Origin of the sequence: Halobacillus andaensis, from assembly GCF_014636475.1 — a bacterium.
GTDB lineage: Bacteria > Bacillota > Bacilli > Bacillales > Halobacillaceae > Halobacillus_A > Halobacillus_A andaensis.
In genome coordinates, this window is record NZ_BMEL01000005.1 from 91,714 (window position 1) to 105,886 (window position 14,173).

Genomic DNA, 14,173 nt, shown 5'->3' on the forward strand with positions numbered 1-14,173 from the left:
AACAGTATATCTTATTCCTATCACCTATTGTCAAAAAATTATATCTTTCGCGTCTGTAAAATTTCTTGAATAACATGCTGATAATAATTAAAGTCATGAGGACAAAAATGGTGAGGCAGCAACGTTTTATTTTCACCATTCATAACCGATTTTGCTAACAAAAATGGTCGATTTTTCGAAATCATACTTAAGAAGTCTTCAAGATCGATCTTCACTACATCGGTTACTTCTTCATTCATCAAGAGGGGTAATGCTTCATCAAAAGGAAATAAGTAAATGTGACAAATTTCTCGATCATTGAACTTCTTCATCTTAAGTTCTTCTTTATAAAAACCGGTGTAGCTGATTTTTTCTTCTTCTAATTGCAAACCTAACTCTTCGTGGATTTCCCTTAGCCCACCTTCTATACGAGTTTCATCAATCCCAATATGGCCTGCGGCTGTAATGTCATACAAATTGGGGAAATCCTTCTTTACACTCGATCGCTTTTGAAAATAGATCATCGTCTGATTCTTTTCATGGCTATAAAACCAGCAGTGGAAGCTTTCATGCCAATCTCCGTCGCGGTGAACTTCATCTCTATCTTTTTCACCTATGGGCGTTAACCAATCGCTGAAAATTTTTAAAATTTCTCCCATACGTTCACTATTTCTCCTCGCCATTTTATATATATTAATTAGTCTACCATAGAACGACAAAATGCGAGGAAAATCGTTTAAATTTCTACCCTTTAGGAAAACTAAAAAAAAGAGGAGGTCTTATGAAAATGAACAAGAAAAATAATCGTGTAAATAAAGAAGACACTTCGAACGAAGCAGCTGAACTCTTTGCCCATCCCTCCAAACTTAGTCAAGCTTTCACCCATCCATATAAAGAAGACAACGAAGAATCAGAATCAGATGCTTTACTTGACCACTATCTCGATCAAGAGAAAAAGTAAACGCGCAGCATTTAGGCTGGGCGTTTTTTTATTGCTTCTTAATCCTTCAAAATCTGCTATCATATATGGAAGAGAAACCCATTTACTTAGAAAGGACGTTGATAAATGAATCACAAAGCGAAATGGATCACTTTTGCTATGCTCCTAGTTGGTTTTGCTATAGCCGTTCAATGGAGCATGAGTGATGAGGACAATGCCACAGAAAAGCTAAAAGTATTTCAAAATCCCAGTCCGGATGAACTCGATCTTCCAAATGCCATTGAAGAAGTAGAGAACCGCGAGGACATTGATCAATTTTATGAGGATCAGATACAGGGATACAAAAAAGCAAAAGATCTTAATATCATTCAATTTCCTGACCAATCTTTTGATATTCCCGAACACGAAGGCACTCTCACAATCGATGAGCTATGGTACACCCAGCATCAAGTTTTTATGTACTACAGCGTTGATTTGAAGGTTTTTGAAGATAAAGAGTATACGCCTTCAGGCCCCTTCTTTGACATCTCTAGAGTTAACATAGCAAAAGAAGGAGACCTGCCCACTCAAACACGACCCATTTTTAACAACAACTCAAATTATTCGCACTATAAGATTTATGAGGGCAAATTGTATGGTTTAGCTCATTTAGATCGTTTAGAACAAGAAGGTTTAGAACATTACTCTATTCAAAATGACCAAGATGCTTCCTTAAATGAAGCCGCCCCTACAACGTTTCGATTAGAAATGGAAGATGGCTTTCATAAAACGGAAGAACAGCCGATCAGCTATACATATGAACCAGGACAAGAAATTTTACATACAGAAGAATTCCACCAAACGTATAAAAAAGATGGTTTAACCGTTACGCCAAAGAAAATCGAGTTTGGTATTATGGGCAACAAAATAACGTTTGATATTAAGCATAAAGACTATCCAATTACAAACTTAGGCGGCACCTTACATATGGATGATCAAAGTTTTTCATTAAGTCATATTTGGAAGCCCGACGAAAATTCTCAAACCTTTGAATCCCGGGTTCCCCCTGCATCAGATATTCCAGAATCCTTAGAGCTTGATTTAGACACAGTGACAATGGTTCATGACGAGGAGTACTCTCTAGAAATTGATGTAAGTGATTATGACAAAACCGTCGAAGAAGATGATCGCGCAACAATTCTAATAGAAGAAAAAATAGATGAACATCTAAATACTGACATCATTTTAGAGGAGAAAATTTATGATACCTCAATGACCTCGCAATTTCGATTTTCATTTGAGCCGAAAGAAACCAATGAGCCTTTTTATTTAAGTTCGCAACCTGCCCATTTTGGCTCATCTATTAATCATGAAGATGATTTTATCGTAACGATAGACGGAGAAAAGCTTAACCCCCAGCCAGGGATGGGATATGACGGCCAGAACTCAGTCTTAGACGTGAATAGTCACTATCTCAAAGGATCCGAAAAGTTACGATTACATTTTAAGAAATCACCCATTTCTCAAAAGATCGATTTCTCAGAAGAAATCAAGATAGACTAAGCGACTCAAATCACAAAGTTAAAAGGAGGAAGGGATCAGGGAAACGGCTCGTTCTCCACAGATGTCTTACACCTTTTCTCTCCCCTTGCTTAGTTTTTGTGTACATAGGATCGCTTAAAGAAGTCTAAGACAGCTTGATTAACAACTTCGCTATGAGTCGCTGGCAGCTGATGATAAGCTTTATCTACCACCACTAAATTAGCTTTAGGACATGATCTGTAAAACGGGGCTTGGTGATTGATCCATTCTGCTCGTGTTCCGTACAATAATAATAAAGGCATAGTAAGTTTGTATAGATGACGAGTGCAGTCGTACGTTAAAGAACAGCGATAAAATGAATGCCATACGTCAACATCAGACTTTAGAATATGATAAAATTGCTCAACTTTAGTTTCATGATTTTTAAAATGAGATCGACTCAATAGTTTAGCCAGCGATACCGGATTACGCTTCAGCCATTTCATTCCAGCTAAAAACTCAAGTTTTAAAAGACTCGTATTCACTTTCGGAAAAGCCCCGGACAAAATTAATCCTTTCACCCTCTCAGGAAACTGAATCGCAAATTCCTGTGCGACAGACCCCCCTGCGGAGTACCCAAACAAAAACACTTGGTCTAATTTCAAATGATTCACTAATCCCAATAATTCTTTCGCATAATCCTCAATCCCAGGGTCTCTAATGAATGTATCTGACTCCCCGTGCCCGCTTAAATCAGGCAAAATCAAACGAAAATGCATACTGAGCTCTTGTTGATACGCAAACACTTTCCTTCCCATTCCCGGTGGATGAATACATATAATGGCATGGCCAACCCCTTGATCTTCATAGAAAATACGCTGTCCGTCTTCATTGATGTAATATCCCATAGACATCCCCTACTTTTTCGTAATTACATGATGTCTAGTGTTTCCTTTTCTCCTTAAGGCATTCACCGTATGTGAAAACTAAATGAACATTTACTCGACCCCTTTCTCTTCTCGATTAGTCAATTGACACCTTGATTCAAGCAGTCGTAAACTATAAGAAGGTACATAGAAGTGAGAGGAGTTTCCTATGAAGTATCAACGTTTTCTTATCCCTTTGTTTTTTATAACCCTGGCCATTCTGCTGTCTGCATGTGGTGAAAAAGAACTCGAGGACCCTTTAGAGTGGGAAATTGATAACATAAGTGGAACGACGCAATCTGGTGAAGATTTTTCTATCGATGATATGGAAGGTGACGTATGGCTCGCGAACTTCATTTTTACATCGTGTGATACCGTTTGCCCTCCCATGACTCGTAATATGTCGAAGGTTCAAGATCAGCTAGAAGAAGAAGGAATTGATGCAGAAATTGTTTCGTTTAGCGTGGACCCTGAAATCGACACCCCTGAAATGCTTGAGGAATTTGCCTCTGCACAAGATGCTGACTTCTCTAACTGGTCCTTTATTACCGGTTACTCTCAGGAAGAAATTGAAGAATTTGCCCAAGAAAGCTTTCGTACAATTGCCCAAAAACCAGAAGGAGCCGAGCAAGTATCACATGGGTCTTCCTTTTTCCTGGTCGATCAAAACAACCAAGTGATGAAGCATTATAAAGGGGATACAGATGTCCCTTATGAAGACATTATTGAAGATACTGAAATCTTAGCTGAATAATAAAAAAACGAGCAACTTATGCTCGTTTCAGTTTGTAGAGAAACCTTGGTTTTCTCTACATTTTTTTATGCATGAAAAATTTCTATCGTTCGATAGAATAAAGGGTTCTAGGAAACGAATCGCTTGTCGGTGGCTGCTTGCCGCGGGCACGGCCTCAGCTAACTTGGTCAAGAAGATCACTTGACCAAGTGGATCTTCGGCTCGCGCTGTTCCCGCAGGCGTCACCCCCGAACGCTCATCGTGGCGGGACGAGCAGACGGGAGAGGCCCTGAAGTCGCAGGCCGAGGAGACTTTCTGTCTTGCCCCGCGGAAAGCGGCACTTTTTCTTGTTCCTTTTCTTCAGGCTAAATGGAATGATCGCACCCTATTATATGTCTGAGCTTTTTCAACAGCCTGAAACGAGCAGCTTTTAATACCAATTTAGCTATGGGCAGCTGCCAATTCTTTTATCTCTCCACCTAAGTGGTCTCTTGCCCGTTTCATTCGCGTTTTTAAAGTGTTCTCATTTAAGTGGAGAACATGGGACATTTGTTTTACAGATAAATCGCCAAAATAATACAAGTAAACAGCTTTATGATAATCCGGCTTCAAATGGTCAATAGCTTCGTGAATTTGGTGGTACTCTTCCCTTTCAACGATTATATCTAAAGGGTTACTCTCCTCAGCTTCTTTACAATACAGCCATTGATCTTCCCACGGAGTTACGTTGCGTTTTGTGTAGCTTCTCAGATAGTCTTTGCAATGATTGATCATAATTCGGAACACCCAAGCTTTTAGATTATTGCCTTTCTTAAACAGATCAAATCTTTCGTAAGCCTTTAGTAATGCTTCCTGAACCATGTCTTCAGCTGCCATCTGTTCTTTTACATAGCATCTTGCTGTTCGCAGCAAGGCCCCATAATGATTTTCGACGATTTCATTGAGATGCTGCTCTGGATTCATGCCCATCACCTTGTCCACTCCAATAATATTTCAATATTTCCTTTTTTTATCGTACAATATTCCTATCAAATAGAAATCTTGTTTTTGTACTATTATCCTTAAACAATTTAGCAATTTTTCCATAAATGTTGCTTAAACCGTTACATTCTTTCTTTATTTTTACAGGAAATCGATATTACTAGCTCTTTATACCTAATAAAAAAGCGACAGAATCTTTCTCCTATTTTACAATGAAATAGGAATCAGATAAGAGAGGAGTGCAGACTGATGAATATTGGACGACGGATAAACATCTATCGCAAATTAAACCAAATGACATTACATGATTTATCTGGGGAAACGATTTCCACAGCGCACCTTAGTAAGATTGAAAATGGATATCGACGCCCTGGAGAATCAACGTTACAAAAAATATCAAATTCCTTAAACCTCCCCTTTGCCTTCTTTGAAAACTTTGAGGAGGAAGATCCTGAAGTCCATCATGTTCTCACTCAACTGGAGCAATTTATTATTACTCAATTTGAAAAAGCTACGCCTCTTGTAGAAACAATCGTTGAAAACTATTACGACTACCTATCGAATGTTCATCAAGAAATCTACTTCTTGCTGCTAAAATGTGCTTTTTACTGTAAAACGAAAGATTATACGAAGGCTAAAGAAGTATATGTTACATATGTCCAACCTTTTATTGACGAAGACATTATTGATAAAGCGCCTATATACGTGCAAAATGCTTATCATTATTGTGAAGGCATTCGTCACTACCAGAAGTCCGATTTTCAATCAAGCCTTGCTCATTACAAGAACTTTCGACTTGAGAAACAGCCACTAAGTGTAAAAGCAGCTCTTACTTATAACATAGCCGTCTTATCAAATGCTGTAGGGGATTATCGTCAAGCGATCACTTTTAGTTATGAAGCTTTGCGTTATTACGAAAACTTGGAGCAGCGCCAACAAGTGGCTATGGTATATAACTTAATTGGAGTCATCTACTTAAATAAAGAAGAATTTAATAAGTCCATGGAGTATCTATCTCAAGCTCAACAACTCGCTCAGGATTTCAAAAATTTACGGTTGTTAACCCAAGTGCTTCATAATAAAGGGGTAGTTATGAGAAAAGATGGGGCTAATCATGAGGCGTGTGAATTTCTAGAGGAAGCTTTAGCATTAAAAGAAGCTGAAGGGCTGAAAGCTAATAAACAAATTTCTTATCATTCATTGTGTAAAGCCTATCTTAATTTAGATCGATTAGAAGACGCTTATGAGATTTTTGAAAAAGCTAAATCTGAAGTGAGTAAGACATCGGACTACTATTACCTTCTGGAAGCTTTTCTCGAATATTATAAAAAAACAAAACAAGGTGAAATGTACCAAAAGAGTTTAGAAGAGTGCATTGACTTCTTTGAAGAGGATGCGGATCATGAACCTTTAGAAACCTTGTATTTAAAGCTTGGTGATCATTTATATGAATCAGGCAAATACAAACGAGCGGCCGACTGCTACCTTTCACATATTAAACGGACACAGTCTTGTTAGAAAGTTCAGCAGCCATACCTTACTAAATTATTTGCATGCTGTAAAAAAACACCTCAGTCCCTGTTTCACTCTACAGGTACTGAGGCGGTTCTTTTAATTAAGCTCTGTTTACACGATATTGTTGACGGAAAGGGAGATTAGGTCGTGTTAAACGTTAGTGTTGATATTTTGCGAACCAAGGGCACACGGTTCCGTTACTTTTGTGTATTGTGGTTTATGAACTCTGCCGTCACTGTATTTCTAAAGGCGCACCGGATGCCCGTACTTTATCAAAGCTTCAGATATGCTTAATCACTTCTGTTCATCCTTAATTAAAAACAGACCGAAAAAAGTCAGTGAGTGCTTCAAAAAACTCTTGAATCGCATTTGATAAGTTATCCCAAAACCCTTCATCATTAATGATATCTTGGAGGCCGCCTGTTAATTCATCGAGCTGATTTCTCACATCATCAAAGTTAATATTTAAGTTGCGCATTTGATCGAATAAATCAATTAAGCGCTGACGATCTTCTTCACTGAGTTCGATATTTAAATTACTAAGCTGTTCTTCTACGATTTGTTCAATTTCTTCCTTCGTGGCTGGGTTTTGTTCAGCTATAGCTTTTTTAATTTCTGTTAATAACTCACTAACCTCAGCTTCATCAACACCCTCTTCGTCCGCAAGAGAAGTGGCTACGTCGAGTTCTTCATTCGCCACTTTCATTCGATCTTCATCTAAAGACACTCCCTTAGCATCATAAGCTTTATAGATGCCTGTAAGAGCAGAGTGACCACTTACTTGAACGGAAGAGGCTACGAGCACATCAGCATTTTCGACTCCCGCCGTTAACAGAGCATTGTGATACATTTCTTTCGTTACTTCGGTAATGTTATCTGGCGTAGCGATCTCAATATCGATTCCTTCTCCATTATCTTGATGGATAATTTTTACCGAAGAATACATATTGGAATTCGGATTACCTCCGATGTAATTTGCAATATCTTGACCTGTGACAGTGAATTCATCTACTTCGTCATGCTGATCCACTTCCAGTAAATCAGTGACTTCGCTTTTTTGTGCATCGGATAAAGCTTCTCCATAAACAACGATAGGCAGTCCTAACTTCTCATTAATCCCTTCATTGCCTGTGGAAGCTTGTACGCCTTGCGGAAGAAAAGAAGTAAACATCAATATGAACGACAACAAAAACAAGCCGATATGATTTTTCATTATGTTCGTCCCCTTAGTTTATAGATTCAAACTTATTTACGATTATGCTAAACTTAACTTTTATTATACTTATTTTCTTGTATTTGGCACCTACTTTTTTGGATTATTTTCCCGCTTCTATTTTTACGTTTTGACCGTGTATAAGGTTTCAAAAGGAGTGACATGATGACTATATTTAAGACATTGTCCCTATATATATTCGCTATTGGTTTGTTCTTAGCGGGGGTCACCCATTTTGTATATGATGAAGGCTTTGCTGTTATGATTCCAGACTTTGTCCCATATAAACTTGAACTGGTGTACGTAACAGGAATCATGGAATGGATGCTCTCTCTTTTTCTCATCTTTCCTCAGACAAGACGAGCAGCCGGTATTGCTACAGCTATCTTTCTAATAGCTGTCTTACCTGCCAATATCTATGCAGCCATTATTGGTGCCCCGGCTCCGTGGTCTGAAGATACCAATCTTATTGTGTTATGGCTGCGTCCCCTTTTTCAACCTTTATTGATCTGGTGGGTGCTTGCTGCTTCGAAATAGTATCCTGGATCACCCTTTATTTGATACACTACAAATAGATTGAAAATGAAGGAGGCTTATTCGTGAGGTTAGAAAACAAGAAAGTCATTGCACTCGTAAGTAAAGACTTTGAAGATTTAGAGTTATGGTATCCGGTTCTTCGCTTGCAAGAAGAAGGAGCAACCGTTCACCTTGTAGGTGAAAATGCAGGGGCTGAATATCCTGGTAAATATGGCGTTCCTGCTACCGCTGATTATGCCTTTGAGGATATCAATCCTGCTGATTATGATGGCATTCTCGTCCCAGGCGGCTGGTCTCCGGACAAGCTTCGCCGCTATGACCATGTGCTTGAAATGGTTCGTCATATGGATGAAAACAAAAAACCAATTGGCCAAATTTGCCATGCAGGCTGGGTACTGATCTCCGCCAATATTTTAGAAGGTCGAAAAGTAACCAGCACGCCTGGTATTAAAGATGATATGAAAAATGCGGGTGCTGAATGGTTTGATGAAGCAGTAGTAGTCGATGAACACATTGTTTCAGCTCGTCGTCCACCTGACCTTCCGCCTTACGCCAAAGCTTTTGCTGATTTATTAGCCAAATAAAAAAATCACGTCTTCAAAAAGAAGACGTGATTTTCAGTCTGTTGAAAAAGCTAAGATGTACTTCATATAAGTATGGAGAAAGGAACAGGAAAAAGCGCCGCTTTCCGCGGGGCAAGACGGAAAATCTCCTCGGTCTGCGACCTGCGGGGCTTCTCCTGTCTGCTCGTCCCGCAGGAGTCGGCACTTTTTCCGTTCCTTTAACCAAAATGGGATCTTGAAACCTTCGTAATGTGAATGCCCTTTTGCAAACGCTGTTTTCATAAGGGCACAGCTTGAGTAAATGATTTTGCCAGTGATCTATTTCGAAAAAGGGTTTGAGGAAACGGCGAGACTCCTGTGGGAAATGTGAATAAGGTGTGACCCCGGAGGGCTGATAAAGCCCGAGGAGGCACACCATTCGCCCGCGGAAAGGGAGTCGTTTCCTCAAACCCTTTACACTCTCTAACGCAAGGAATTTTACACTCTTTAAGGTTTCTCTACAAGCTGAAAATCACGCCTTCTTTTTGAAGGCGTGATTTTTTAAACTTGTTTATTCGTTTAATGCTTTACCTGCCAGCATTCGAAGGACGGCATCATCCATAGGCGGGTTATGCAAGCCGGCTCTTACGTCACGATAATATTTTTCAAAAGGCTGATCTTTCGATAATCCTCTCCCCCCTGCAATGCGCATCGCAAGGTCAACAACTTCCACTGCCGCATTCGTAACAGCCAATTTTACTGCTGCCAACTCCGGCCCCATGTGTTCACGCTGTTCAGGCTCTTCGTCCCACTTTCTAGCTGTCGAATACATAAAACTGTGGGCCTGCATAAGCTTCCATTCCATCTCACCAATCTTATCCTGAATATGACTGACGTCAGAGATCGGGGTATCGAGACTATTAGGCTGAAAATTTTTTGCAAAAGTAATCGCATCATTACGAGCAGCAACGGCAATCCCTAAATAACATGCAGGAATATGAAGCAGCCAGCCTTTGGGAGATGGCTTCCCCTTACTTTTCACTTCCACCAAATGGTCAACGTTTAGTTCTACATTCTCCAAGACTAAATCATCACTTGCTGTCCCTCGCATCCCTAACGTATCCCACGTCTTCTCCACCTTAACCCCAGGCTGATGACGATCAATGATAAACCAGCCGATATCTTTCAAATCTTCTACGTAGGCAGACACAATGTAATAATCAAGATGATCAGCCATTGAAGTAAACGTCTTACGTCCATTTAAAATGTAATGATCAGCTTGTTTCACAGCCTTTGTCTCAGGGATCCCTCCTCTAGTCGGACTCCCCGTCGCTGGCTCTGTGGCTGCTCGATTAACAACCGCTTGATTTTCAATCACTTGCCGGGCTAGTTCCATAAAGTGATCCTTCGACCAATTTCTGTCTTCGCTTAACTCCATCAGCACGCCGACGTGCCACCCTATAGATAGAGCAACCGATCCATCACCTTCAGCAATTTTTTCTTGTAAAAATAAGAATTCATATAACGATATCCCCTCTCCTCCCAGGCGAAGAGGTAAACTTAAGGAAGGATAACCTTCTTGTTTAATTACTTTTAACGTTTGATGAGAAAACTTCGCCTCTAGATCCGTTTCCTCTAAGTGGGAACGAGCTTCTTCAGCAATATTCGCTGCTTTTTCATAAAGACGCTCGTGCCTCTCGTTTCTTAACCACGAACGTATAAGATCACTCATCTTCTCACTCCCTTTCGAACACTTTATCCAAATCATACAAAAGCGATCGTAATAATGCGAATCATCCGTCTTTCGTATATGCTTTCCCCTTTCATTCTTATTATGGTCGTTAGAATTATCATTTACATAAAAGCGCGGCTTTTATCCTTATTCTATTGGCTTTGTTAAATTTCAATTTTGATAAAAGGGTTCCGTTGTCTTGGATAGAGATATGGGTAGGGAAAACTTCTCGCTTTCTGTGGGTATATGTTGAGCCTCCTCGTTTCCCTAACCCTTTCATAATTAGAAGAAGAACGGAACTGTGTGACCCTCAATACTAAAAGCCATTTTATTAAAGGAATTCTCTTTCCGAAGTAGAACTAGTAAGGTGATGAACTCATAAAAGGAGGAACGCTTTATGAGCCACCCGATCCAACCGAAGATGAACACGGTTTTTGTTCATGTGACAGATTTGTCCCGCTCCGTTCGATGGTACAGTCAATTGCTTGATCGCAGCGTGAAAGATGAAGACGTAAGGAGCCCCGTCTATACCTTCTCTTTATCTCAACACACAAGCTTAACCCTGGATGCCGGACCTTCTGACACTGAACCAAAAACTGTCGAACCGCTCCCTTACCCTCTCTTTAACATTTACACGAGAGACGTTAAAAGAGCTTATTCATTTGCACGTGAAAAGGGGTTACGCATAGCAGCCCCCGTCACTGAGTTTGAAGATTTATCTTTTTTCAATTTATATGATCCCGATCGAAACATCATCATGATCTGCAACGGATAACAAAAAAAGTGCAGTACTGAACTTTTTTGTCTGGAGAAAAAGAGTCGCTTTGTGTGGAGGATGAAGGAAAGCCTGCTCTTTTTCCGTTCCTTTTTATAAAGCTAGTCTCTCGTAACCGGTGTATTTTTAGATACTTTGCTAAAATCCCTAAATTTTATAAGTGAAGATTTTTCCTTGCTTTTTTAGTGATCTTTATCGAAAAAGGTTTTTTTGGAAACGGCGAGACTCCTGTGGGAGATACGAATAAGGTGTGACCCCAGAGGGCGACAGCCCGAGGAGGCACACCATTCGCCCACGGAAAGGGAGTCGTTTCCAAAAAACCTTTACTATTCCTAAAGGAATGGAATTTATTTTTACAAACTTTAATCATGTTTGTAGAAAAAGTTTCTCTACAAGCTGAAAAGGTGCATCACTGCACCTTTTCAGCTACCTAATATCCTCTAATGCCTGTTTAACGGAAGCATAGCTTTTTAAAGACATTTCTTTAAAGTCAGCATAAGGAGCACTTTGCATAGCAAAATTCGGTTTCACCCCTGTAAGTAAAAGGGTGGTCCCCATTAAGTCAAGAAGCTGATTTAATTGATAGATGCCTAAATGTATATCTTCATTGAACGTAAATACAGCCGACAGATCTAAAATCAAATAGTCTTCCTTCATTTCTTGCACATGATGACTCACTGTTTCAAGCATTTGTTGTAAACGCTCTTCATCCACTGTACCTATTAACGGCAGTATAGAAATACTGTCTTCTATAGGAACAATAGGAGTCGATAATCGTTTCACTTCTGATAAATAGTGATCAACGAGATTTTCGGCCTCACGCCTTTGGGTAACATCCTGTTGAACCCCAACAAAAAATATTTGATCCACTTGTTTAATATGTACTGGGTAAATTTGTAGCTCATTCCAAAAAGGAGTACCGTCTTTTTTATAGTTTAAAATCTCGACTTGTACAAATTGCGAATTTGCTAAGCCTTCACGAATCTTGTCTATAGACTTAGGGTCAGTATCTTTTCCTTGCAAGAATCGACAGTTATGCCCTAATATTTCTTCACTCTTGTACCCCGCAAGCTCTTCAAACCCTCTATTCACATAAATGATAGGGTTATCTTCCTGCTCTGGATCAGAAATAACGACCCCCGCGCCCACATGATCAATGGCCGCTTTTATAAATTCATTTTGTTGAATGTCTTCTAATTTATCTAGCGAATGATAAAGCATATGTCCAACCCCCTCTATAGAAATATAATTACTATCATAATAAAATGAACAAACGAAAATTTCCAATCAAACGTATAAATCACTTTACCAAGTGACGATCGTAAGCATCGGCCAGCGCTGCCTCCACTTCAGAGCTTTACTCTCGTAGACTTGTCTAGTAATCAGTTTTTTATTAGGCTGTACCACCATATCAAATAGATCTTGTAATCCATAAGGAGCGTATATGGTATACTGCCCGCTGATCCTTTTCACCCCTACAGCTGATGCCGTAGTAGGCCACGTATCAATGGCATGCTCTACCGTTTGATAAGGTTTTATTTCTTTTCCAAACTTCTCCTCATACCACAAGTGGACACGTGCTTCATTCGTGACATCTATAGAAAAAGGAAGGTCGTGTAAAGCTTCTCTCAACTTTAACTCACAAGCCTTCTCTTTTTCCCCACTAAGATCGGAAGAGTCATGATAGACAATATCAATATCGCCAATTCCATATCCTTGAGGACTCCCGCTTAATTCATTCCATACCGTTTGCGTAATACAACCGGCGCCTATGTAATAGTGGCTAAACTCTTCCTCAGCTTTCTGAAAAACCTCTTGTAGAAAGTCAGTACGTCTCACTATGTTTGCTAATCTTGAGTTAAGCATCATTGCCTCCTCTCCACGAATCACTCGTAAGTAAATGAATAAAAGCTTTTACTTGTGGAAGATCGCTCGTTTCTTCATAAAAACATACCCATGTTTTTCGATTCATTGGCTGACCATTTATGTATAAGGGCAGATGGGGCAGATCCCATAGCTCGTCTGCTACGATACTCTTTGGCAATACAGTCATGCCAAGGCCTGTCACCATTAACTGTTTAGCCGTTTCAAACTGATCAACCTTCATCGTACGTCGGTATTTAATCTTATTTTGCTGCAGCATCCACTCTTCTACAAGCTTTTGATAATCGGCATCTGTTTTAAATTCTATAAAGGGACGCTCAGATCTTCCATCTAATTTTACGGTATCAAATAGATATAAAGGATCATCAAACAACCCATGGCATTTGTATCCTTTCAAAGGTTCCCCTCTAACGATGGTGACGTGATAGTCCCTTGCTGTATATTTAATCTCCGCACTTGCTCCTGTGACAAGATCAATTTTAACGTCTGGATAAGTGGTCGTGTACCTTTGTAAGATGTGTGGCAAATAGTGCTGACTAACGAGTGAGGATACACCTAAAGACAGCGTACCACTCACCGTCTCTTTCTTGCGCAGCAATTGATTATATAACTGTGTTTCAGAAGCGAGCAAAGCGCAGGCATGCTCCAGCACAACCTCCCCCTCTGGCGTGAGGACCAATCCTTTGGAGGTACGGATAAAAACTTCCGCTCCTAAATATTCTTCTATATATTTTAAACGCTGCGTGACGGCCGGCTGAGAAATTAAGACATTTCTCGCCGTCGCCCGAATGGTTTTATAATGGTGCAAGTGAACGAGCAGCTGGTAGTCTTCTAGTTTCATACCTTACCTCCGATTAGATTTACTTATCAATTCTAATTATAAACCAATATTATTTTTATCACAGGATGAAGAGTA

General features: G+C 39.8%; 15 protein-coding genes. 7 read left to right on the forward strand and 8 right to left on the reverse strand.

Going from position 1 to position 14,173, the window contains the following annotated elements; translation table 11 throughout:
• Positions 1-38: 38 nt before the first annotated feature.
• Positions 39-638 carry an NUDIX hydrolase gene (locus tag IEV27_RS18225; protein WP_188378952.1) on the reverse strand — a complete coding sequence of 200 codons (600 nt, stop codon included), beginning with the start codon at positions 636-638 and terminating at the stop codon, positions 39-41.
• Positions 639-766: 128 nt separating this feature from the next.
• Here IEV27_RS18225 and IEV27_RS18230 point away from each other — a divergent pair, with 128 nt between their 5' ends.
• Together IEV27_RS18230 and IEV27_RS18235 are read left to right on the forward strand one after the other, a co-directional pair.
• Entirely contained in the window at positions 767-940 is a 174-nt protein-coding gene (locus IEV27_RS18230; protein WP_188378953.1) for a hypothetical protein, read from the forward strand.
• Positions 941-1,045: 105 nt separating this feature from the next.
• On the forward strand, positions 1,046-2,461 hold the full coding sequence (locus IEV27_RS18235) for a hypothetical protein (RefSeq protein ID WP_188378954.1): 1,416 nt from the start codon (positions 1,046-1,048) through the stop codon (positions 2,459-2,461).
• A gap of 89 nt (positions 2,462-2,550) precedes the next feature.
• Here IEV27_RS18235 and IEV27_RS18240 read toward each other — a convergent pair whose 3' ends face one another.
• The gene (locus IEV27_RS18240) at positions 2,551-3,327 is read right to left on the reverse strand and encodes an alpha/beta fold hydrolase (protein ID WP_188378955.1); all 777 of its coding nucleotides are present in this window, start codon (positions 3,325-3,327) and stop codon (positions 2,551-2,553) included.
• 187 nt (positions 3,328-3,514) lie between these two features.
• On the opposite strand from IEV27_RS18240, the gene IEV27_RS18245 reads away from it, so the two are divergent.
• A complete protein-coding gene (locus IEV27_RS18245; RefSeq protein WP_188378956.1) occupies positions 3,515-4,099 on the forward strand; it encodes an SCO family protein in 585 nt (194 codons plus the stop codon).
• Between the two features lie 420 nt (positions 4,100-4,519).
• Here IEV27_RS18245 and IEV27_RS18250 read toward each other — a convergent pair whose 3' ends face one another.
• Positions 4,520-5,047, reverse strand: a complete 528-nt coding sequence (locus IEV27_RS18250) for a sigma-70 family RNA polymerase sigma factor (protein WP_229735428.1) — start codon at positions 5,045-5,047, stop codon at positions 4,520-4,522.
• Between the two features lie 261 nt (positions 5,048-5,308).
• Here IEV27_RS18250 and IEV27_RS18255 point away from each other — a divergent pair, with 261 nt between their 5' ends.
• Positions 5,309-6,577: a helix-turn-helix domain-containing protein gene (locus IEV27_RS18255; protein ID WP_188378958.1), complete on the forward strand. Its 1,269-nt coding sequence runs from the start codon at positions 5,309-5,311 to the stop codon at positions 6,575-6,577.
• Between the two features lie 307 nt (positions 6,578-6,884).
• Here IEV27_RS18255 and IEV27_RS18260 read toward each other — a convergent pair whose 3' ends face one another.
• Positions 6,885-7,787: a DUF1002 domain-containing protein gene (locus IEV27_RS18260; RefSeq protein WP_373868125.1), complete on the reverse strand. Its 903-nt coding sequence runs from the start codon at positions 7,785-7,787 to the stop codon at positions 6,885-6,887.
• Positions 7,788-7,952: 165 nt separating this feature from the next.
• Between IEV27_RS18260 and IEV27_RS18265 the strand changes: the two genes are divergently transcribed.
• Positions 7,953-8,324, forward strand: coding sequence for a DoxX family protein (locus IEV27_RS18265; RefSeq protein ID WP_188378959.1), 372 nt, complete (start codon positions 7,953-7,955; stop codon positions 8,322-8,324).
• Positions 8,325-8,386: 62 nt separating this feature from the next.
• Positions 8,387-8,908 (forward strand): type 1 glutamine amidotransferase domain-containing protein, encoded by a 522-nt coding sequence (locus tag IEV27_RS18270; protein ID WP_188378960.1) that lies wholly within the window; start codon positions 8,387-8,389, stop codon positions 8,906-8,908.
• A 529-nt stretch (positions 8,909-9,437) separates the two neighbouring features.
• Here IEV27_RS18270 and IEV27_RS18275 read toward each other — a convergent pair.
• Positions 9,438-10,598 (reverse strand): acyl-CoA dehydrogenase family protein, encoded by a 1,161-nt coding sequence (locus tag IEV27_RS18275; protein WP_188378961.1) that lies wholly within the window; start codon positions 10,596-10,598, stop codon positions 9,438-9,440.
• A gap of 397 nt (positions 10,599-10,995) precedes the next feature.
• Here IEV27_RS18275 and IEV27_RS18280 point away from each other — a divergent pair, with 397 nt between their 5' ends.
• Positions 10,996-11,373, forward strand: a complete 378-nt coding sequence (locus IEV27_RS18280) for a VOC family protein (RefSeq protein ID WP_188378962.1) — start codon at positions 10,996-10,998, stop codon at positions 11,371-11,373.
• A 426-nt stretch (positions 11,374-11,799) separates the two neighbouring features.
• Here IEV27_RS18280 and ytvA read toward each other — a convergent pair whose 3' ends face one another.
• The 3 genes from ytvA to IEV27_RS18295 all read right to left on the reverse strand — a co-directional run bounded on the left by ytvA (position 11,800) and on the right by IEV27_RS18295 (position 14,098).
• Positions 11,800-12,594: a YtvA family blue-light photoreceptor gene (gene ytvA, locus IEV27_RS18285; RefSeq protein ID WP_188378963.1), complete on the reverse strand. Its 795-nt coding sequence runs from the start codon at positions 12,592-12,594 to the stop codon at positions 11,800-11,802.
• Between the two features lie 84 nt (positions 12,595-12,678).
• Complete coding sequence (locus IEV27_RS18290; RefSeq protein WP_188378964.1) at positions 12,679-13,239, reverse strand: nucleotidyltransferase family protein; 561 nt, start codon at positions 13,237-13,239, stop codon at positions 12,679-12,681.
• Positions 13,232-14,098, reverse strand: coding sequence for a LysR family transcriptional regulator (locus tag IEV27_RS18295; protein WP_188378965.1), 867 nt, complete (start codon positions 14,096-14,098; stop codon positions 13,232-13,234). The genes IEV27_RS18290 and IEV27_RS18295 overlap by 8 nt, the downstream gene beginning before the upstream one ends.
• Between the last annotated feature and the right edge of the window lie 75 nt (positions 14,099-14,173).

Bases quoted from the DNA above. Each gene is read 5' to 3' on its own strand.
- IEV27_RS18225 (WP_188378952.1), bottom strand. From the start codon at position 638: ATGGGAGAAATTTTAAAAATTTTCAGCGATTGGTTAACGCCCATAGGT.
- IEV27_RS18230 (WP_188378953.1), top strand. From the start codon at position 767: ATGAACAAGAAAAATAATCGTGTAAATAAAGAAGACACTTCGAACGAA.
- IEV27_RS18235 (WP_188378954.1), top strand. From the start codon at position 1,046: ATGAATCACAAAGCGAAATGGATCACTTTTGCTATGCTCCTAGTTGGT.
- IEV27_RS18240 (WP_188378955.1), bottom strand. From the start codon at position 3,327: ATGGGATATTACATCAATGAAGACGGACAGCGTATTTTCTATGAAGAT.
- IEV27_RS18245 (WP_188378956.1), top strand. From the start codon at position 3,515: ATGAAGTATCAACGTTTTCTTATCCCTTTGTTTTTTATAACCCTGGCC.
- IEV27_RS18250 (WP_229735428.1), bottom strand. From the start codon at position 5,047: ATGGGCATGAATCCAGAGCAGCATCTCAATGAAATCGTCGAAAATCAT.
- IEV27_RS18255 (WP_188378958.1), top strand. From the start codon at position 5,309: ATGAATATTGGACGACGGATAAACATCTATCGCAAATTAAACCAAATG.
- IEV27_RS18260 (WP_373868125.1), bottom strand. From the start codon at position 7,787: ATGAAAAATCATATCGGCTTGTTTTTGTTGTCGTTCATATTGATGTTT.
- IEV27_RS18265 (WP_188378959.1), top strand. From the start codon at position 7,953: ATGACTATATTTAAGACATTGTCCCTATATATATTCGCTATTGGTTTG.
- IEV27_RS18275 (WP_188378961.1), bottom strand. From the start codon at position 10,598: ATGAGTGATCTTATACGTTCGTGGTTAAGAAACGAGAGGCACGAGCGT.
- IEV27_RS18280 (WP_188378962.1), top strand. From the start codon at position 10,996: ATGAGCCACCCGATCCAACCGAAGATGAACACGGTTTTTGTTCATGTG.
- ytvA (WP_188378963.1), bottom strand. From the start codon at position 12,594: ATGCTTTATCATTCGCTAGATAAATTAGAAGACATTCAACAAAATGAA.
- IEV27_RS18290 (WP_188378964.1), bottom strand. From the start codon at position 13,239: ATGCTTAACTCAAGATTAGCAAACATAGTGAGACGTACTGACTTTCTA.
- IEV27_RS18295 (WP_188378965.1), bottom strand. From the start codon at position 14,098: ATGAAACTAGAAGACTACCAGCTGCTCGTTCACTTGCACCATTATAAA.